Origin of the sequence: Pseudomonas benzenivorans (assembly GCF_024397895.1) — a bacterium.
Taxonomy (GTDB): domain Bacteria; phylum Pseudomonadota; class Gammaproteobacteria; order Pseudomonadales; family Pseudomonadaceae; genus Aquipseudomonas; species Aquipseudomonas benzenivorans_A.
The window spans coordinates 203810-224342 of the sequence record NZ_CP073346.1; the positions used below are offsets into that span (position 1 = coordinate 203810).

16 protein-coding genes and 2 pseudogenes are annotated in these 20533 nt (G+C 66.0%); 15 read left to right on the forward strand and 3 right to left on the reverse strand.

Translation table 11 applies throughout. The features are described 5' to 3' along the window. Positions 1–26: 26 nt before the first annotated feature. The 8 genes from nuoG to nuoN are packed head-to-tail and all read left to right on the forward strand — an operon-like array spanning position 27 to position 10047. Positions 27–2756, forward strand: coding sequence for an NADH-quinone oxidoreductase subunit NuoG (gene nuoG, locus KDW96_RS00865; protein WP_255838505.1), 2730 nt, complete (start codon positions 27–29; stop codon positions 2754–2756). Next, complete coding sequence (nuoH, locus tag KDW96_RS00870) at positions 2753–3745, forward strand: NADH-quinone oxidoreductase subunit NuoH (protein WP_255838507.1); 993 nt, start codon at positions 2753–2755, stop codon at positions 3743–3745. The genes nuoG and nuoH overlap by 4 nt, the downstream gene beginning before the upstream one ends. Before the next feature lie 11 nt (positions 3746–3756). Beyond that, positions 3757–4305 (forward strand): NADH-quinone oxidoreductase subunit NuoI, encoded by a 549-nt coding sequence (gene nuoI / locus KDW96_RS00875; protein WP_255838509.1) that lies wholly within the window; start codon positions 3757–3759, stop codon positions 4303–4305. A 10-nt stretch (positions 4306–4315) separates the two neighbouring features. Continuing rightward, positions 4316–4825: an NADH-quinone oxidoreductase subunit J gene (gene nuoJ, locus KDW96_RS00880; protein ID WP_255838510.1), complete on the forward strand. Its 510-nt coding sequence runs from the start codon at positions 4316–4318 to the stop codon at positions 4823–4825. Further along, entirely contained in the window at positions 4822–5130 is a 309-nt protein-coding gene (gene nuoK, locus KDW96_RS00885; RefSeq protein ID WP_255838511.1) for an NADH-quinone oxidoreductase subunit NuoK, read from the forward strand. The genes nuoJ and nuoK overlap by 4 nt, the downstream gene beginning before the upstream one ends. Beyond that, a complete protein-coding gene (nuoL, locus tag KDW96_RS00890; protein WP_255838512.1) occupies positions 5127–6974 on the forward strand; it encodes an NADH-quinone oxidoreductase subunit L in 1848 nt (615 codons plus the stop codon). Before nuoK ends, nuoL begins: the two co-directional genes overlap by 4 nt. A gap of 39 nt (positions 6975–7013) precedes the next feature. Next, a complete protein-coding gene (gene nuoM / locus KDW96_RS00895) occupies positions 7014–8543 on the forward strand; it encodes an NADH-quinone oxidoreductase subunit M (RefSeq protein WP_255838513.1) in 1530 nt (509 codons plus the stop codon). Positions 8544–8565: 22 nt separating this feature from the next. Then, the gene (gene nuoN, locus KDW96_RS00900) at positions 8566–10047 is read left to right on the forward strand and encodes an NADH-quinone oxidoreductase subunit NuoN (protein ID WP_255838514.1); all 1482 of its coding nucleotides are present in this window, start codon (positions 8566–8568) and stop codon (positions 10045–10047) included. Positions 10048–10108: 61 nt separating this feature from the next. Here nuoN and KDW96_RS00905 read toward each other — a convergent pair whose 3' ends face one another. Next, positions 10109–11428, reverse strand: a complete 1320-nt coding sequence (locus KDW96_RS00905; protein WP_255838515.1) for a Na+/H+ antiporter family protein — start codon at positions 11426–11428, stop codon at positions 10109–10111. 489 nt (positions 11429–11917) lie between these two features. Between KDW96_RS00905 and KDW96_RS22380 the strand changes: the two are divergent. From KDW96_RS22380 to KDW96_RS00925, 5 genes and pseudogenes are all read left to right on the forward strand, one after another. After that, positions 11918–12937 (forward strand): annotated as a pseudogene (locus KDW96_RS22380) (methyl-accepting chemotaxis protein); the annotation flags it as partial. 390 nt (positions 12938–13327) lie between these two features. Beyond that, positions 13328–13843, forward strand: a pseudogene (locus KDW96_RS22110) (methyl-accepting chemotaxis protein); the annotation flags it as partial. A 104-nt stretch (positions 13844–13947) separates the two neighbouring features. Continuing rightward, positions 13948–14544 (forward strand): NADPH-dependent FMN reductase, encoded by a 597-nt coding sequence (locus tag KDW96_RS00915; protein WP_255838517.1) that lies wholly within the window; start codon positions 13948–13950, stop codon positions 14542–14544. 113 nt (positions 14545–14657) lie between these two features. Next, the gene (locus tag KDW96_RS00920; RefSeq protein WP_255838518.1) at positions 14658–15737 is read left to right on the forward strand and encodes a patatin-like phospholipase domain-containing protein; all 1080 of its coding nucleotides are present in this window, start codon (positions 14658–14660) and stop codon (positions 15735–15737) included. Between the two features lie 71 nt (positions 15738–15808). Further along, positions 15809–16651, forward strand: coding sequence for a hypothetical protein (locus KDW96_RS00925; protein WP_255838520.1), 843 nt, complete (start codon positions 15809–15811; stop codon positions 16649–16651). A 128-nt stretch (positions 16652–16779) separates the two neighbouring features. Here KDW96_RS00925 and KDW96_RS00930 read toward each other — a convergent pair whose 3' ends face one another. Then, positions 16780–17451, reverse strand: a complete 672-nt coding sequence (locus tag KDW96_RS00930; protein ID WP_255838521.1) for a hypothetical protein — start codon at positions 17449–17451, stop codon at positions 16780–16782. A gap of 568 nt (positions 17452–18019) precedes the next feature. On the opposite strand from KDW96_RS00930, the gene KDW96_RS00935 reads away from it, so the two are divergent. Then, a complete protein-coding gene (locus tag KDW96_RS00935) occupies positions 18020–18289 on the forward strand; it encodes a hypothetical protein (protein WP_255838523.1) in 270 nt (89 codons plus the stop codon). Between the two features lie 155 nt (positions 18290–18444). Beyond that, positions 18445–19440 carry a GlxA family transcriptional regulator gene (locus tag KDW96_RS00940; RefSeq protein ID WP_255838525.1) on the forward strand — a complete coding sequence of 332 codons (996 nt, stop codon included), beginning with the start codon at positions 18445–18447 and terminating at the stop codon, positions 19438–19440. A gap of 128 nt (positions 19441–19568) precedes the next feature. On the opposite strand, the gene KDW96_RS00945 is transcribed toward KDW96_RS00940, so the two are convergent. Next, the gene (locus KDW96_RS00945) at positions 19569–20531 is read right to left on the reverse strand and encodes a sensor domain-containing diguanylate cyclase (protein ID WP_255838527.1); all 963 of its coding nucleotides are present in this window, start codon (positions 20529–20531) and stop codon (positions 19569–19571) included. Positions 20532–20533 lie beyond the last annotated feature (2 nt).

Below are 20533 nucleotides of genomic sequence, written 5' to 3' on the forward strand. Positions count from 1 at the left end.
TCCGGCGGGTAAGAAGACACTCGACCATGGCCACTATCCACGTAGACGGCAAACATCTGGAAGTCGATGGCGCAGACAACCTGCTGCAGGCCTGCCTGTCCCTGGGGCTCGATATCCCCTACTTCTGCTGGCACCCCGCCCTCGGCAGCGTCGGGGCCTGCCGCCAGTGCGCGGTGAAGCAGTACAGCGACGAGAACGACACCCGCGGTCGCCTGGTCATGTCCTGCATGACACCGGCCAGCGACAACACCTGGATCTCCATCGACGATGAAGAGGCGCGGCAATTTCGCGCCAGCGTCGTGGAGTGGCTGATGACCAACCACCCCCACGACTGCCCGGTGTGCGAGGAAGGCGGCCACTGCCACCTGCAGGACATGACGGTCATGACCGGGCACAACGCCCGCCGCTATCGCTTCACCAAACGCACCCACCAGAACCAGGAACTGGGCCCCTTCATCGCCCACGAGATGAACCGCTGCATCGCCTGCTACCGCTGCGTGCGCTACTACAAGGACTATGCCGGCGGCACCGACCTCGGCGTCTACGGCGCCCATGACAACGTCTACTTCGGCCGGGTCGAGGACGGCACCCTGGAGAGCGAGTTCGCCGGCAACCTGGTCGAGGTCTGCCCGACCGGCGTGTTCACCGACAAGACCCACTCCGAGCGCTACAACCGCAAGTGGGACATGCAGTTCGCCCCGAGCATCTGCCACGGCTGCGCCGCCGGCTGCAACATCAGTCCCGGCGAGCGCTACGGCGAGATCCGCCGCATCGAGAATCGCTTCAACGGCTCGGTGAACCAGTATTTCCTCTGCGACCGCGGCCGCTTCGGCTACGGCTATGTCAACCGCAAGGACCGTCCGCGCCAGCCGCTGATGGTGCTGAGCAAGATGAAGATGGGCCTCGACTCGGCCCTCGACCAGGCCGCCGCGCTGCTGAAGAAGCGCAAGGTGATCGGCATCGGCTCGGCCCGTGCCAGCCTGGAAAGCAACTTCGCCCTGCGCGAACTGGTCGGCGCCGAGCAGTTCTATGCCGGCGTGGCCGAAAGCGAACTGCAGCTGCTGCAGCTGATCCGTGACCTGCTGCAGAACGGTCCACTGCCGGTGCCCACGCTGCGCGAGGTGGAAGCCCACGACGCGATCTTCGTCCTCGGCGAGGACCTGACCCAGACCTCGGCGCGCCTGGCCCTGGCGCTGCGCCAGGCGGTCAAGGGCAAGGCCAACGAAATGGCCGCCACCCTGAAAATTCAGGACTGGCACATGGCCGCGGTGCAGAACGTCGCCCAGGATGCGCTGAGCCCGCTGTTCATCGCCAGCGTCTGCGCCACCCGCCTGGACGACGTCGCCAGCGAGTGTGCCCACGCCGCCCCCGACGACCTTGCCCGCCTCGGCTTTGCCGTGGCCCACGCCATCGACCCGAGCGCGCCGGCCGTGGCCGGGCTCGACGCACAGGCCGCCGAGCTGGCTCAGCGCATCGCCGAGGCGCTGCTGGCGGCCAATCGCCCGCTGATCGTCGCCGGCGCCTCGCTGGGCAATCGCGCCCTGATCGAAGCGGCCGCCAACATCGCCAGCGCGCTGAAGAACCGCGAGAGGAACGGTTCCATCAGCCTGGTGGTGCCGGAGGCCAACAGCATGGGCCTGGCACTGCTGCAAGGCGCCGACCTCACCAAGCAGTCACTGGACGCCGCGCTGCACGCCCTGACCGCAGGCGAAGCCGATGCCCTGGTGGTACTGGAGAACGACCTGTACCGCCATGCCCAGGCCGACAAGGTCGATGCCGCACTGGCGGCCGCCAAGGTGGTGATAGTCGCCGACCATCAGCACACCCCGACTGCCGCCAAGGCCCACCTGCTGCTGCCCGCCGCCAGCTTCGCCGAGGCCGACGGCACCCTGGTCAGCCAGGAGGGGCGCGCCCAGCGTTTCTTCCAGGTCTTCGATCCGACCTATCACGACGCCGACAACCTGGTGCGCGAAGGCTGGCGCTGGCTGCATGCGCTGCACAGCACCCTGCAGGACAAGGCGGTCGACTGGAGCCAGCTGGACCAGGTCACCGAAGCCTGCGCCACAAGCGTGCCGGCGCTTGCCGGCATCCGCGCAGCCGCGCCCTCCGCCAGCTTCCGCATCAAGGGCCTCAAGTTGTCCCGCGAGCCCCATCGCTACAGCGGTCGCACGGCCATGCGCGCCAACATCAACGTGCATGAGCCCCGTCAACCTCAGGATCAGGACTCCGCCTTCGCCTTCTCCATGGAGGGCTACTCCGGCTCCGCCGAGCCGCGTCAGCAGATTCCCTTCGCCTGGTCGCCGGGCTGGAACTCGCCCCAGGCCTGGAACAAGTTCCAGGACGAGATCGGCGGCCACCTGCGCGCCGGCGACCCCGGCGTGCGCCTGATCGAGGCCGCCGCGCAGCCACTGCCGTGGTTTGCCGCCTGCAGCGCCTTCAATCCGGCCCCGGGCAGCCTCGCGGCGGTGCCCCTGCACCACCTGTTCGGCAGCGAGGAAACCTCGGCCCGCGCCGCGCCTATCCAGGCACGCGCCCCGCAAGCCTATGTCGCCCTGGCGCGGGAGGAGGCGGCGCGCCTCGGGGTCCATGACGGCGCCCTGCTCAGCCTGACGCTCAGCGGCCAGACACTGCGCCTGCCGCTGCAGGTGCGCGATGACCTGGCCCTCGGCCTGGTCGGCCTGCCCGCCGGCCTGCCCGGAATCCCCGCGGCAATCGCCGGCGCCGTGGTCACTGCGCTCCAGGAGGCTGCGCAATGAACTGGCTGACCCCCGAACTGAACGAGATCCTGGTGGCCGTGCTCAAGGCCGTGGTGATTCTGCTGGCCGTGGTGGTCTGCGGCGCCCTGCTCAGCTTCGTCGAACGGCGCCTGCTGGGCTGGTGGCAGGACCGCTACGGGCCGAACCGGGTCGGCCCGTTCGGCATGTTTCAGATCGCCGCGGACATGATCAAGATGTTCTTCAAGGAGGACTGGACGCCGCCCTTCGCCGACAGGGTCATCTTCACCCTGGCCCCACTAATCGCCATGAGCGCCATGCTCATGGCATTCGCCATCATCCCCGTGACCCCCACCTGGGGCGTGGCGGACCTGAACATCGGCATCCTGTTCTTCTTCGCCATGGCCGGCCTGTCGGTCTATGCGGTGCTGTTCGCCGGCTGGTCGAGCAGCAACAAGTACGCCCTGCTCGGCGCCCTGCGGGCCTCGGCGCAGACGGTGTCCTACGAGGTGTTCCTGGCCCTGGCGCTGATGGGCGTGGTGGCCCAGGTCGGCTCCTTCAACATGCGCGACATCGTCGATTACCAGGCCCAGCACCTGTGGTTCATCATTCCGCAGTTCTTCGGTTTCTGTACCTTCTTCATCGCCGGCGTCGCGGTCACCCATCGCCACCCCTTCGACCAGCCGGAAGCCGAGCAGGAGCTGGCCGACGGTTACCACATCGAGTATGCCGGGATGAAATGGGGCATGTTCTTCGTCGGCGAATACATCGGCATCATCACCATCTCGGCGCTGCTGGTGACCCTGTTCTTCGGCGGCTGGCACGGTCCCTTCGGCCTGCTGCCGCAGATCCCGTTCATCTGGTTCGCCCTGAAAACCGCCTTCTTCATCATGATCTTCGTCCTGCTGCGCGCCTCGATTCCGCGGCCGCGCTATGACCAGGTCATGGCGTTCAGCTGGAAGTTCTGCTTGCCGCTGACCCTGATCAACCTGCTGGTGACCGGCGCCCTGGTGCTGGCCGCGGCCCAGTAAGGAGAATCACCATGTTCACCTACATCCGTCACATCATCCATGGCACCTTCACCCAGCTGCGCAGCCTGGCGATGATCTTCGCCCACGGCTTTCGCAAGCGCGACACCCTGCAATACCCGGAGGAAGCGGTCTACCTGCCGCCGCGCTACCGCGGGCGCATCGTCCTGACCCGCGACCCCGACGGCGAGGAGCGCTGCGTGGCCTGCAACCTCTGTGCGGTGGCCTGCCCCGTCGGCTGCATCTCCCTGCAGAAGGCCGAGGCCCAGGACGGTCGCTGGTACCCGGAGTTCTTCCGCATCAACTTCTCGCGCTGCATCTTCTGCGGCATGTGCGAAGAGGCCTGCCCGACCACGGCGATCCAGCTGACCCCGGACTTCGAAATGGGCGAGTACAAGCGCCAGGACCTGGTCTACGAGAAGGAAGACCTGCTGATCGCCGGCCCCGGCAAGAATCCCGACTACAACTTCTACCGCGTCGCCGGCATGACCATCGCCGGCAAGCCGAAAGGCGCCGCGCAGAACGAAGCCGAACCGATCAACGTGAAAAGCCTGCTGCCTTAAGGAAGGAAAGATGGAATTCGCTTTCTACTTCGCCGCCGGCGTCGCCGTGATGTCCACCCTGCGCGTGGTCAGCAGCAGCAACCCGGTGCACGCCCTGCTGTACCTGATCATCTCGCTGCTGGCGGTGTCCATGGTGTTCTTCAGCCTCGGTGCGCCCTTTGCCGGCGCCCTGGAGATCATCGTCTACGCCGGCGCCATCATGGTGCTGTTTGTCTTCGTGGTGATGATGCTCAACCTCGGCCCGGCCGCCGTCGAGCAGGAACGCAACTGGCTGACCCCGGGCATCTGGTTCGGCCCGGCTCTGCTCAGCGCGCTGCTCCTCGCTCAGCTGCTCTACACCCTGTTCGCGGCGCCGAGCGGCGCGCTCATCGGCGAGACCACCGTGGACGCCAAGACGGTCGGGATCAGCCTGTTCGGTCCCTACCTGCTGGCCGTCGAACTGGCCTCGATGCTCCTGCTGGCCGCGCTGGTCGCCGCCTATCACCTCGGTCGTCACGAAGCGAAGGATGCCACCCCATGAGCGGAATCCCGATGGAGCATGGCCTGGCCCTGGCCGGCGTGCTGTTCAGCATTGGCCTGGTCGGCCTGATGGTGCGCCGCAACATCCTCTTCGTGCTGATGAGCCTGGAAGTGATGATGAACGCCGCCGCCCTCGCCTTCGTGGTCGCCGGTGCGCGCTGGGGCCAGGCCGACGGCCAGGTGATGTTCATTCTGGTGATCAGCCTGGCGGCCGCCGAGGCCAGCATCGGCCTGGCGATCCTGCTGCAGCTGTACCGCCGCTTCAACACCCTGGATATCGACGCTGCCAGCGAGATGCGCGGATGAACCTACTATTTTTGACCTGCCTGTTTCCCTTGCTCGGTTGGCTGGCGCTGGCCTTCAGCCGCGGGCGACTCTCGGAGAATACCGCGGCGCTGATCGGCGTCGGTTCGGTCGGCCTCTCGGCGCTCACCGCCGCCTGGACCATCTGGCAGTTCAACGTCGCGCCGCCGCCGGGCGGCGTCTATACCCAGCTGCTCTGGCAATGGATGGCGGTGGACGGCTTCACGCCGAGCTTCACCCTCTACCTGGACGGACTGTCGCTGACCATGCTCGGGGTGGTCACCGGGGTCGGCTTTCTCATTCACCTGTTCGCCAGCTGGTACATGCGCGGCGAGGAAGGCTACTCGCGCTTCTTCGCCTACACCAACCTGTTCATCGCCAGCATGCTGTTCCTGGTGCTCGGCGATAACCTGCTGTTCCTGTACTTCGGCTGGGAAGGCGTGGGCCTGTGCTCCTACCTGCTGATCGGTTTCTACTTCAAGCACAGCGCGAATGGCAACGCGGCACTCAAGGCCTTCATCGTCACCCGCGTCGGCGACGTGTTCATGGCCATCGGCCTGTTTATCCTGTTCTTCCAGCTCGGCACCCTGAATATCCAGGAGCTGATGGTGCTGGCGCCGCAGAAGTACGTCGCCGGCGACACCTGGCTGTGGCTGGCGACCCTGATGCTGCTGGGCGGCGCCGTGGGCAAGTCGGCCCAGCTGCCGCTGCAGACCTGGCTGGCCGACGCCATGGCCGGCCCGACCCCGGTCTCGGCGCTGATCCACGCCGCCACCATGGTCACCGCCGGGGTCTACCTGATCGCCCGCACCCACGGCCTGTTTTTGCTCACCCCGGAGATTCTCGAGCTGGTCGGCCTGGTCGGCGCCGCGACCCTGGTGCTGGCCGGGTTCGCCGCCCTGGTGCAGACCGACATCAAGCGCATCCTCGCCTACTCGACCATGAGCCAGATCGGCTACATGTTTCTCGCCCTGGGGGTCGGCGCCTGGGACGCGGCCATCTTCCACCTGATGACCCACGCCTTCTTCAAGGCCCTGCTGTTCCTCGCCGCGGGCAGCGTGATCAACGCCTGCCACCACGAGCAGAACATCTTCCGCATGGGCGGCCTGTGGAAAAAGCTGCCGCTGGCCTATGTCAGCTTCATCGTCGGCGGGTCGGCCCTGGCCGCGCTGCCACTGATCACCGCGGGCTTCTACTCCAAGGACGAGATTCTCTGGGAGGCCTTCGCCAGCGGCAATCAAGCCCTGCTCTACGCCGGGCTTACCGGTGCCTTCCTGACCTCGCTCTACACCTTCCGCCTGATCTTCATCGCCTTCCACGGCGAGGCCAAGGTCGAGGCCCATGCCGGGCACGGCGTCGCCCACTGGCTGCCGCTGACGGTGCTGATCGTCCTCTCGACCTTCATTGGCGCCCTGATCACCCCACCCTTGGCCGGGGTCCTGCCGCAGAGCGTCGGCCATGCCGGCGGCGAGGCCAAGCACAGCCTGGAGCTGGTATCCGCGCTCATCGCCCTGTCCGGCATCGCCCTCGCCGCCCTGCTGTTCCTCGGCCAGCGCCGCCTGGCCGGCGCCGTGGCCGGCAGCGCGCCGGGGCGATTGCTCGGCGCCTGGTGGTTCGCCGCCTGGGGTTTCGACTGGCTCTACGACAAGCTGTTCGTGCGCCCCTACCTGCTGGCCTGCCGGCTGCTCGGCCGCGACCCGATCGACGCCAGCATCGGCGTGATCCCGCGCCTGGCGCGCGGCGGCCACGGCGTCCTCAGCCGCAGCGAAACCGGGCAGCTGCGCTGGTACGCGGCGTCCATCGTCGGCGGCGCCGTGCTGGTGCTCGCCGCCGTGCTGTGGGCCTGAACCGACCATGACTCTATCGCCTAAGGAACCCCGCCCATCATGATTCTGCCTTGGCTAGTCCTGATTCCCTTTATCGGCGGCCTGTTGTGCTGGCTGGGTGAGCGCTTCGGCAGCACGCTGCCGCGCTGGATCGCCCTGCTGACCATGACCCTGCTGTTCGGCCTGGGCCTGTGGCTATGGTCCAGCGCCGACTTCAGCCTGGCGCCGGCGCCAGGCGCAGATCCGGTCTGGGCCTACGAGTTCCAGATGCAGTGGATCGAGCGCCTGGGCATCAGCGTGCACCTGGCCCTCGATGGCCTGTCGGTGCTGATGATCAGCCTCACCGGACTGCTGGGCGTGCTCTCGGTGCTCTGCTCCTGGCACGAGATCCAGAACCGCGTCGGCTTCTTCCACCTCAACCTGATGTGGATCCTCGGCGGGGTGGTCGGGGTGTTCCTGGCCATGGACCTGTTCCTGTTCTTCTTCTTCTGGGAAATGATGCTGGTGCCGATGTACTTCCTCATCGCGCTCTGGGGCCACAGCGGCAGCGCCGGCAAGACCCGCATCACCGCCGCCACCAAGTTCTTCATCTACACCCAGGCCAGCGGCCTGATCATGCTGGTGGCGATCCTCGCCCTGGTGTTCGTCCACTACAACGGCACCGGCGTGCTGACCTTCAACTACGCCGACCTGCTTAAGACCGAACTGGCGCCGGGCACCGAATACCTGTTGATGCTCGGTTTCTTCATCGCCTTCGCGGTGAAGTTCCCGGTGGTACCCTTCCATTCCTGGCTGCCGGACGCCCACGCCCAGGCGCCGACCGCCGGCTCCGTGGACCTGGCCGGCATCCTGCTGAAGACCGCCGCCTACGGCATGATCCGCTTCGCCCTGCCGCTGTTCCCCAACGCCTCGGCGGAATTCGCCCCCGTGGCCATGGCCCTGGGCGTGTTCGCCATCGTCTATGGCGCCTTGCTGTCCTTCGCCCAGACCGACATCAAGCGCCTGGTGGCCTACTCCAGCGTGTCGCACATGGGCTTCGTGCTGATCGCCATCTACTCCGGCAGCCAGATCGCCCTGCAGGGGGCGGTGGTGCAGATGCTCGCCCATGGCCTGTCAGCCGCCGCGCTGTTTATCCTTTGCGGCCAGCTCTACGAGCGCCTGCACACCCGCGACATGCGCGAGATGGGCGGGATCTGGGCGCGCATGCCCTGGCTGCCGGCCCTCTGCCTGTTCTTCGCCGCCGCGGCGCTGGGCCTGCCCGGTACCGGCAACTTCGTCGGCGAGTTCCTGATTCTCATCGGCACCTTCCCCGGTGCGCCCTGGATCACCGTCCTCGCCGCGTCGGGTCTGGTATTCGGTTCGGTGTACTCGCTGATCATGATCCACCGCGCCTTCTTCGGCCCGGCCAAGGCACAGGGCGCGCTGCTCGGGCTCAAGCCCCGCGAGCTGAGCATGGTGCTGGGCCTGGCGGTGCTGCTGACGCTGCTCGGCATCTACCCGCAGCCGGTGCTCGACACCTCCGCCGCCAGCATGCAGGGCGTCCAGCAGTGGCTGCACAGCAGCCTCAGCCAATTCGCCTCGGTTCGGTAACCGATCTATGGAAAGCAGCGCTATGCAATTTACCCTTGAACACTTCATCGCCCTGCTGCCTCTGCTGGTGACCGGTGCCACGGTCATCGTGGTGATGCTGGCCATCGCCTGGAAACGCAGCCACGGCCTGACCTTCGTGCTCTCGGTGATCGGCCTCAACCTGGCCCTGCTGTCGATCATCCCGGTGCTCGAGATCGCCCCCCTGCAGGTCTCGCCGCTGCTGCTGGTGGACCGGTTCGCCTGCTACTACATGGCCCTGATCCTGGCCGCCACCCTGGCCTGCGTGACCCTGACCCACGCCTACCTAGGCGAGGCGACCCTGAGCGCCGGCGAAACCAGCCGCCAGGGCTATCCGGGCAATCGCGAGGAGATGTACCTGCTGATGCTGCTGTCGGCCGCCGGCGGCCTGGTGCTGGCCAGCGCACAGCACCTGGCGGGCCTGTTCATCGGCCTGGAATTGCTCTCGGTGCCGGTCTACGGCCTGGTGGCCTATGCCTTCTTCGACAGGCGCTCGCTGGAGGCCGGCATCAAGTACATGGTGCTGTCGGCTGCCGGCAGTGCCTTCCTGCTGTTCGGCATGGCCCTGCTCTATGCCGAATCCGGCAGCCTGGGCTTCGACCAGATCGGTGCCAGCCTCGCCGCCAACGGCAGCGGCCTGCTGGTGCAGACCGGCATCGCCCTGATGCTGATCGGCCTGGCCTTCAAGCTGTCGCTGGTGCCCTTCCACCTGTGGACCCCGGACGTCTACGAAGGCGCCCCCGCGCCGGTGGCGGCCTTCCTGGCGACGGCCAGCAAGGTGGCGGTGTTCGCCGTGCTGCTGCGTCTTTACCAGATATCCCCGGCCACGGCCGGCGGCTGGCTGAACGACCTGCTGACCTTGATCGCCATCGCCTCGATCCTGTTCGGCAACCTGCTGGCGCTGTTGCAGAGCAACCTCAAGCGCCTGCTGGGTTACTCCTCGATCGCCCACTTCGGCTACCTGCTGGTGGCGCTGGTCGCCAGCAAGGGCCTGGCCGTGGAAGCCATCGGCGTCTACCTGGCCACCTACGTGCTGACCAGCCTCGGCGCCTTCGGCGTGATCACCCTGATGTCGACGCCCTACAACGGCCGCGATGCCGACGCCCTGTACGAGTACCGCGGGCTGTTCTGGCGCCGCCCCTACCTGACCGCGGTGCTCACGGTGATGATGCTGTCCCTGGCCGGCATACCGCTCACGGCCGGTTTCATCGGCAAGTTCTACGTCATCGCCGCCGGCGTGCAGGCGCAGCTCTGGTGGCTGCTGGGCGCCCTGGTGCTGGGCAGCGCCATCGCCGTGTTCTATTACCTGCGGGTGATGGTCACCCTGTTCCTCAACGAGCCCAACCTGCGCCGCCACGATGCGCCCTTCAACTGGGGCCAGCGCGCCGGTGGCATCATGCTGCTGTTCGTCGCCGTACTGGCATTCGTCATCGGCGTCTACCCGCAGCCGCTGCTGGCCATGCTCAGCACCATCAGCCTGGGCTGAACGAAAACGGGGTTGCCGAATCCTCGGCAACCCCGCTGCAGCGCTCGCCCACCCGAGGCGCTTACAACACCATCGCCGCCAGCCAGCCGAACGCCAGCAGCGGCAGGTTGTAGTGCAGGAAGGTCGGCACCACGCTGTCCCAGATATGGTTGTGCTGACCGTCGATGTTCAGGCCCGCGGTCGGCCCGAGGGTCGAATCCGAAGCCGGCGAGCCGGCATCGCCCAGGGCGCCCGCGGTGCCGACTATGCAGACGATGGCCAGCGGACTGAAGCCCAGCTGCAGGCCCAAAGGCACGAAGATCGCCGCGATGATCGGCACGGTGGAAAACGACGAGCCGATGCCCATGGTCACCAGCAGCCCGACCAGCAGCATCAGCAGCGCGCCGATCGCCTTGTCGTGACCGATCAACTCGGCCGCGCCATCCACCAGGGTCTTCACCTCGCCGGTGGCCTTCATCACCTCGGCGAAGCCGGCGGCGGCGATCATGATGAAGCCGATCATCGCCATCATCTTCATGCCCTCGGTGAACAGGCCATCGGCCTCCTTCCAGCGCACCACCCCGGACAGCGAGAAGATCACGAAGCCCACCAGCGCGCCGATGATCATAGAGTCCAGCCACAGCTGCACGAAGAAGGCCGCGGCGATGGCCACACCGGCCACCAGCAGGCTAAGCGGGTTGTAGGCCACGTCCACACGCTCGACCTGCTCGATCTTCGCCAAGTCGTACACCCGCTTGCCGCGGTAACTGAACAATACCGCCACCAGCAGGCCGCACAGCATGCCCAGGGCCGGAATCGCCATGGCCTGGCTGACGCTGATGCCACTGGTATCCACCCCGGCCTTGGCCACGTTGGCCAGCAGGATCTCGTTCAGGAAGATTCCGCCGAAGCCCACCGGCAGGAACATGTAGGGGGTGACCAGGCCGAAGGTCAGCACGCAGGCGATCAGCCGCCGGTCCAGTTGCAGCTTGCTCAGGACATAAAGCAGCGGCGGCACCAGCAGCGGAATGAAGGCGATATGGATCGGCAGGATGTTCTGCGAGGCGATGGCGACGGCCAGCAGCAGCGCAAGCAGCAGCCACTTCAGCCAGAAACCGCCCGAATCCTGTTGCTGGCCGACCATTGCCAGCGCCTTGTCGGCCAGGGCATGGGCCAGGCCCGACTTGGCGATGGCCACGGCGAAGGCGCCGAGCAAGGCATAGGACAGGGCCACGGTAGCGCCGCCCCCCAGGCCCTGGTTGAACGCGGCCAGCGTGCCCTCGACGCCCAGGCCGCCAAGCAGGCCACCGACCAGCGCGCCGACGATCAACGCCACCACCACGTGCACGCGGCACAGGCTGAGGATCAGCATGATGCCGACCGCTGCTATTACTGCATTCATGAAGCGCTCCCAAGAAGCTTGCGGATGAACCGGAAACTCGCCTGTCGCCGGGCGCCCGGAAAAAAGTCGCGTACTCTGCCGCACACGCCAGGAACTGTCAAAAAATAGCCGTGCGAATTATTGATCACCGTGTGCATAATTCAGTCCGCGCCACCTGGGGCCGCCTAAACCGACCGGCGGCCCTGGCGCGACGCTCCATTCGGGTCAAGAAAGCCCGAGGCGAGCCGATAGTGGACCCATAAGTCGTTTTTAGAATAAAAGGAGCGCCGCATGTCGCCCAGCCGCCTGTCCATCCAGCTGAAGATCACCCTGCTGGCGGGCCTCTGCCTGACCTTCATCGTTACCCTGCTGGTCGGGGCTTCGCTCTACCAGTCCACCCGCAGTGCCGAACTGGTGCGCAACGCCAGCAGCGACATGCTCAAGAACAGCGCCAAGCTGCGCCTGCAGGCCCGTGGCGAGCTGCAGGCGATCCGCATCCAGCGCTACTTCATGGACACTTACCAGTACGGCAAGGGCTTGTCCAAGCAGATCCTGTTCCTGCGCGACCAGGCCCAGAAGCGCTTTCTCGACGCCTTCGACCTGCGCGAGGACCTGACCCGGCAGGTACGCAGCAGCCTGGAAGCCAACCCGGCGCTGCTCGGCCTCTATCTGGTGTTCGAGCCCAACGCCCTGGACGGCAAGGACGAGCTGTTCGCCGACCAGCCGGATCTCGGCAGCAACGACCACGGACGCTTCTCCCTCTACTGGTCGCAACCCTCGCCGGGCACGCTGGAGTCCGAGTCGATGAACGAGGAGATGCTCGGCGACACCAAGGTCGGCCCCAGCGGCGATCCCTACAACGCCTGGTACACCTGCCCGCGCGACAGCCGCCAGACCTGCGTGCTGGAGCCTTATTTCGACGAGGTCGGTGGCAAACAGGTACTGATGACCAGCATCGCCTTCCCCCTCGAACTGGGTGGCAAGGTCATTGGCGTCATGGGCGTGGACATCAGCCTGGACAGCCTGCAGCAGTTGAGCCTGCAGGCCAACCGCGAGCTCTACACCGGCGAAGGCCACATCAGCATCTTCAGCCCGGCGGCCCTGATGGCCGGCCACAGCCGCGACGCCAGCCTGCTCAGCGCCTCCGTCGACAAGGCCTATGCCGAGCATGCCGCCGAGTTGCGTCCCCTGATCAACAAGGGCGAGGCCGCCGAGCTGCAGCACGGCGAGATGATGCGCGTGGTGCAACCCTTCAAGCCGATTCCCGACGCCAAGCCCTGGAGCGTGCTGCTCGAGGTGCCCGAACAGGTCCTGCTCGGCCCCGCCCTGCAACTGGAACAGCAGCTCGACAGCCGGCGCACCACCGACAGCAGCCTGAGCCTGCTGATCGGCCTGGTTGCCGTCATCGCCGGTCTGCTGCTGATGTGGCTGACGGCGCGCGGGGTGACCCGCCCCATCCTCGGCGTCGCCGCCATGCTCAAGGACATCGCCAGCGGCGAAGGCGACCTCACCCGCCGCCTGGATTACGCCAGGCAGGACGAACTGGGCGAACTGGCCGGCTGGTTCAACCGCTTCCTCGACAAGCTGCAGCCGGTGATCGCCGACGTCAAACGCAGCGTGCAGGACGCCCGCGGCACCGCCGATCAGTCCGCGGCCATCGCCAGCCAGACCAGCGCCGGCATGCAGCAGCAGTTCCGCGAGGTCGATCAGGTGGCCACCGCCTTCCAGGAGATGAGCGCCACCGCCCACGATGTCGCGCACAATGCCGCCCAGGCCGCCGAAGCCGCACGCAGCGCCGACCAGGCCAGTCGTGAAGGCCTCGGGGTGATCGGCCAGACCACCGCCTCCATCGAACTGCTGGCCAACGAAATGAACGTGGCCATGCAGGAGGTCGAAGGCCTGGCCACCAGCAGCGAGCAGATCGGTTCGGTGCTGGAAGTGATCCGTTCGATCGCCGAGCAGACCAACCTGCTGGCGCTCAACGCCGCCATCGAGGCGGCCCGCGCCGGCGAGGCCGGTCGCGGCTTCGCCGTGGTCGCCGACGAAGTGCGCAACCTGGCCAAGCGCACCCAGGACTCGGTGGAGGAAATCCGCCAGGTGATCGAAGGCCTGCAAAGTGGTACCAAGGAAGTGGTCAGCACCATGCACAGCAGCCACCGCCAGGCCCAGGGCAGCGTGGCCCAGGTCGAACAGGCGGTCGCGGCGCTGCAGCGGATCAGCCAGGCAGTCAGCGTGATCACCGACATGAACCTGCAGATCGCCAGCGCCGCCGAGGAACAGAGCTCGGTGGCCGAGGAGATCAACCGCAACGTGGCCTCGATCCGCGACGTCACCGAGGCCATCTCCAGCCAGGCCGAAGAGTCGGCGCAGGTCAGTCAGAACCTCAATCGCCTGGCCAACCACCAGCAGGGTTTGATGGATCAGTTCCGCGCCTGATCCAGCGGCTCCTGCCCGGCTCAGTGCCCCGAGCGCGGCATCAGCCCTTGCCGCCCCGGCGAGGCGCCGCTAGCCTGGGGCGTTTCAATGTCAGGGACAGCGCAATGCTGAATATCGCAGTCGTGGCCGGCTCCGGCCGCAACAACTGCCAGTCGGGCAAGGTCGCCCGCTTCCTCCGCCAACGCCTGCTGCAGCTGGGGCTGAGCGATGCGGAGTCGAGCACCCTCATCGACCTGGGCCTCGCACCGCTGCCGCTGTGGCCCGCCGACGACCAAGGCCCCTGGGAGCTCTACCGGCAACAATTGAAGGCCGCCGATGCCGTGCTGATCATCTCCCCGGAGTGGAACGGCATGGCCTGCCCGGCCATCAAGAATTTCTTCATCTATGCCAGCAAGGCCGAACTGGCGCACAAGCCCGGGCTGCTGGTCGGCGTTTCCGCCGGCGTCGGCGGCGCCTACCCGATCAGCGAACTGCGCGCTTCCAGCTACAAGAACTGCCGGCTCTGCTACCTGCCGGAACACCTGATCGTGCGTCGCGTCGAAAGCGTGCTGAACGGCCCTGAACCTTCAGGCGAAGATGACCAGCGTCTGCGCGCCCGCATCGACTATGACCTGGATATCCTGGCCAAGTACGCCCAGGCCCTGAAGCCGGTGCGCGAAAGCATCGACATGGACAATCGGGCGTTCGCCAACGGCATGTGAGACGGCGGTGAAACGCCCCTGGCGGCCGTCGGGCATCGCCCCCTGATCTGGAACAAAACCTTGGCCCGCCGACCCCGCAGCCTATAATCGCGCCTTGCCGGCCGGAGACGAACATGAGCGCGATCCAAATCAAAACCAAGGCATTGACGATCAGGGCCGGCGCGCGGGCCATGGCGCGCATTCGTGAGCGTGGCCTGCGGCCGGCGGATGTCGGCATCCTGCCCGGAGCCGCCGGCGGCCCCAAGGCGCTGGGTATTCAGGGCCTTGACCTGGCGCTGTTTGGCGACTGGCTGCCCCGCGCGCCGCGCGAACGGGCGCTGATCGGCGCCTCGATCGGCTCCTGGCGCTTTGCCAGCGCCTGCCTGGACGATACCGGCGCCGGCATCCGTCGGCTGGGTGAGCTGTACACCGAGCAGCAATTCGCCAAAGGCGTGAGCATGGCCGAAGTCTCGCGCAGCTGCCGGCTGATGCTCGAGCAACTGCTGGAGGGACGGGACGCCCAGGTGCTGAGCAATCCGCACTATCGCCTGAACGTCGTACTGGTGCGCAGCCAGGGGCTGCTGCGCCACGACCATCGCGGTGTGCTGGGCCTGGGCCTTTCCGCGGTAATGGGCAGCAACCTGATGGGTCGCCCGCGCCTCGGGCGTCACTTCGAGCGCATAATACTGCACGATGTTCGCCAGGCACCGCCGCTGACCGCCCTGCGCGACTTCCCTTCGCGCTGCCTGCCGCTGGACCAGCACAACCTGCGCCATGCCCTGCTCGCCTCCGGCTCGATTCCGATGATCATGCAGGGGGTGCGCGACATTCCCGGGGTGGGCCCCGGCACCTATCGCGACGGTGGATTGCTCGACTACCACCTCGACCTGCCCTACAACGGTGGCGACATCGTGCTCTACCCACACTTCACCGATCGCGTCATCCCCGGTTGGTTCGACAAAGGCATGCCCTGGCGCCGCGGCGACGGCGGGCGCCTGCAGGACGTGCTCCTGCTCGCCCCCTCTCCCGACTATCTGGCCCGCCTGCCCCATGGCAAGTTGCCGGACCGCAAGGACTTCAGCCGTTACCTGGGCGACGACGCCGGACGCCGCCGCTACTGGCGCCAGGCCATGGACGAAAGCCGTCGACTCGGCGACGAGTTCCTCGAGCTCACCGATGGCGGCGGTTTGGCCGGACGCCTGCTGGCGCTCTGAGCGTCGACGCGATTGCCAGAGCCGCCCGCCGGCGGCTAGCTTAGTCGACAGGCAACCAAGGAAGGATCCGCATGAAACTGGCAGTGGCCATTATCCACGGCATTGGCACCCAACCTGATATCCGCGATGGCGACGGCCAGCACCTCTTCGCCCAGGAGCTGATCGCCGGACTACGCCTCCGCCTCGGCACCGAGGCCGACCAGGTGGCCTTTCAGAGCCTCTACTGGGCCAGCGTGCTGGACAAGCGCCAGCTGGCGTATCTCGAGCGACTGCGCGACCAGCCCGTGCGCTGGCGCTGGCTGCGGCGCCTCGTCACCCTGTTCCTCGGTGATGCCAGCGGTTATCGCCAGGTCAGTCAGGCCTATGACACCACCTACGAGGAAGTCCACCAGTGCCTGCGCAACGGCCTCAACCGCCTGCGCGCCAAGGTCGATCCCCAGACCCCACTGGTGGTGCTGGCCCACTCGCTCGGCGGCCATATCTTTTCCAATTTTGCCTGGGATCAGCAGCGCATCAACCTGACGCCCTCCTGCTCCAACGACCCGTTCCTCGGCCTGGAGACCCTGGCCGGGCTGGTCACCTTCGGCTGCAACATCCCGCTGTTCACCTTCGCCTACGACCCGGTGGTGCCGATCCGCTTTCCTGGCCACTGCCTGAGCGACCCGGTGCGCGCACAGGCGCGCTGGCTCAACCTCTATGCCCCGGCGGACATTCTCGGCTATCCGCTGCGGCCGATTCCAGGCTACGCCGCCGTGGTCAGCGAAGACCGCGCCATGCCCGTTGGCCCCTGGTATAAACGCCACACGCCGCTGAGCCACCTCACCTACTGGCAGGACCACCATTTCCAGCGCTATGTCGCGCAGTACCTGCAGCGCGTCTTGTCCGCCTGCGCCAGCTCCGCCACCCACAACTGACGGACCACCAAGCAAAACGCCCCGGAACCCATAACAGCATCTGTTGCTGCCAGTGTTCCGGGGCGCCTGCCCTGAACCCTCAGATGATGCAGGGTGCAGCGACTAATGCCAGGTTCGCGCCAGGCGCGTTACCACGCGGCCAGTGCCGGGTTACGCGGCGCTTTCACCTGGGCCATTTCCACAGCCTTGGCCTCTTCACGCTTCATCGCCCACTGGGTGAGCAGCACCATCGCGGCGAAGCCACCGACGATCATCACCGGGTAGGCGGCGAGGATTTCGGTCAGCGAATACTTCCAGGACAGCGGGCGACCGACGCCGAGCATCGCGGCATAGAACCAGGACACACCCGACAGGGCGCCGGCGAACAGGGCGAACATGCGCATGCTGAAGTTCAGCTTGAGCAGCGATCCGGCTTTCTGCAGGGCCGGCAGGACCAGGCCGTGCAGCAGCATGCCGTTGAAGGTCAGCAGCATCACGATGGTGATCTTGGCCTGCAGCTTGGGGTTGAGCAGGTAGGACAGGCCGTTGGCATTGATATCCAGCCAGATGATCGCCACGCCGCTGACCCAGAGCACTGCCAGGGCGGCGGAAACGGACTTCTGCAGGCTTTCCATATGCTGGCTGTCCTGCAGGTGGGATTTCCCACCCTTGAACAATTCTTTGATCATCGCGAAATCGCTGGTCAACACCATGCCGATGGCGACACAGCAGGCAATCAGGTGCGCGTAAACAATCCCTAGGCGCATAAACTCCATGGTTACTTGTTGCTCAAAAAACGAAATGAAAATGCTCAGGTCCATGGGGGCCTCTTTCTTAGTTGGAAGAACCGCTCAATGCTGCCGAGTCGGTTCGACTGTGCTGTTTATATATGCAATGAAGACATGGCTTCAGTGCGTCCTGGGATTCAGCGAAGAAACCTCAGATACGCAGCCGCCGGGCGAATGAAGTCCCCATCATTCGATTTCCTCTTCAAAAAGCAAAAAGCTCCCCCTGCACATGGCGCATGCCTGTGAGGTGAAGCTCCTGATTAGATGGAGGGCGAGGCTAAGGCCGCCGCCCTCAACTGGCTATTCTCTGAGCAGACGAACATGAATTCGTTCACTTTCTGCACAGCGCTGGCGACGAACGGCGGTATCCCTTGACCTCCTCGAATAGCGGCCATCGGCCATGAGCCTGACTCGGCGCCCGGAGCGGGTTATTTCTGACCGACATCGCCGAGCATCTATGCGACAGCTTCTGTGAACCAGTGGAACTTTTCGTCCAGGCCATGTGACTTACTAGTCAGGGTCGGTCATCAACAGCTATGACCGGCCAGCGCGCCACTGCGCCGCTGGCCCTAAACACTTTGGGATCACCTCGGAGAACCCCATGAACGCCCCGCTGCGTTTCAACGAAGCACTGCTCATCGCCGATCGCGCCTTCAAGCCCTTCCAATGCGTCGCCTGGTCCCCGCAGGACAGTACCGGCGAACTGAACCTGACGGTCATCGATCGCACCAGCACGCGCCTGCTTGGCCGTACTCGGCTGCCCAGCAGCATCTACAGCGACCCGGACAAGCTGGCCCAGGAACTGAAGAAATCCCGTGACGAGCTGAGCCGTCAGGGTTTCGACCTGGCGCCCTGGAGCATGCCGGAGTAATAGACCCGGCTGGACGCTTCCGCGCGAGCGCGGCGCCAGACGCCGCGCAGCCGCATCCAGAGATGTCGCCCGTGGCATTATCTGTGGGCATTGTGTCCTTGTTGCCACTTCCTCGCTGAGCGCACACTGCATCCATCGCTCATCGAGACCTCGCTATGGATGCGCTTAAAACCATTGCCTGCCTGATCTATCCGGACGTCATGAGTCTCGACGTCACCGGACCGCTGCAGGTGTTCGCCTCGGCCAACGACGAATGCCGGCGTCAGGGGCTGCCCGCCAGCTACCGCTTGCTGCTGCTGGGCCAGCACGCCGGCGCCATCGCCACCTCGGCCGGGTTGCAGCTGATGACCGACCAGACCTGGGGCGAGGCTGACCTTACCCAGATCGATACCCTGCTGATCCCCGGCGGTGCGGGCGACCAGCTGCAATGCCAGGATCCGCACCTGCTGGCCTGGCTCCGCGCAGCCGAGCCTCAACTGCGACGCCTCGGCTCGGTCTGCTCCGGCGCGCTGATACTCGCCGCTGCCGGACTGCTCGACGGCCACCGCGCCACCACCCATTGGGCGGACGTAGAGAGGCTGCGCCGGGCCCATCCTCAGGTAGAAGTGCTGGGAGACTGCCTGCACACCTATGCCCCCAAGGACCCGAGCGGCGCCGCGCATATTTTCACCTCGGCCGGCGTAACCGCCGGCATCGACCTGGCCCTGGCGCTGGTGGAGGCCGATCTAGGCCGCGCCATGGCCCTGGCGGTGGCACGCCGCCTGGTGATGTTCCTGCGTCGCCCCGGCGGCCAGGCACAGTTCAGCGCCCTGCTCGCCCCCGAACCCAGTCGCATACCGCGCCTGGCCGCCCTGCTCGAGTGGATTCCCGTTCATTTGGCCGACGATCTATCAGTGGAGGCCCTGGCGGCCCAGGCCTGTATGGCGCCGCGCACGCTCTCCCGGCTGTTCGTCGAGGAACTGGGCATGGGGCCCGGCCGCTACGTCGAGCGTATCCGCCTGGAAGCCGCCCGGCACCTGTTGCACGACGCCAAGGCCTCGATCGCGACGGTGGCCCGCCTGACCGGGTTCGGCCACCCGGAAAACCTGCGCCGGGCCTTTCACAAGCACCTGTCCGTCAGCCCCCAGGCCTATGCGGAGCGTTTCGCCTGAAGCCGACGGCCTTGCCGCGCGCCGTAGTGACGACACCAAGCGCAGTACGACTGGCGCACGATGACTGAGCTACACCTGCGCCGGGCCGAGCTCAGCGCCTGAGGCAGAGCCGACGGTCGTCGCCGAGGCTAGGCGGGAACCTGGTGAAGGCTGGTGCGGTTGCGTCCGCCTTTCTTGGAGCTGTAGAGGGCCTGGTCGGTCCACTCGATAAGCTGCTCATGGCCACTGCTGGGCTGACCGAGGTCGGCGACCCCGAGGCTGATGGTCACCGGAATCACCACGCCTTCGTGCTCCACCCGCATGGCCTCGACTGCCAGCCGCAGGCGTTCGGCGAACAGCCTGGCGCCCTGGATATCGGTATCCGGCAGCAGCACGGCGAACTCCTCACCGCCATAGCGACCGGCGATATCATTGGTACGCACATGGGCCAGCACCAGATCCGCGACGCCCTGGATCACTTTGTCGCCAGCCTGATGGCCGTAGGTGTCATTGACCTTCTTGAAATGATCGATATCGAACATCACCAAGGCGGCCATGGTCCGGTAACGCTGGTGGCGGGCATATTCGAGGCGCAGGGCCTCTTCCCAGTGGCCGCGATTGCTCAGGCCGGTAAGCCGATCGGTGCTGGACAGGCGTTTGAGCTCAAGGTTGGCGGCCTGCAACTGGCGTTTGTTGGTCGCCACCTCGGTCACGTCGTAGATGATCACGCAGATGTGCGCGACTTCGCTGTTGGTGGCCCGCAGCGGTATCAGCGTGACGTTCTGGTACATGTGATCTTCCTGCCCGGTGATGGGCTGGTAGTTCTTGAATCGCACCAGATAGGGCCGCTGCTCCCAGAGGGTGAAAGCCGGCGTACCGAGCAGGGCAACGGTCTCCAGCTTGTTGCGGAACCACTCCTCCTCGACCTCCGGGAAGACCGTGAAGAAGGACTGCTGATGAACCTCGTCGGGTGTGCGTCCGGAGTGGTTCTCCATGAAGCTGTTCCAGATCTCGACCCGGTACTCGCGGTCGACCATGACCACCCCGACGTCGATGCTCTGCACGATCGCCATCAGCCAGTGAAACTCGTTGAGATCCAGCAGTGCGCTCATGT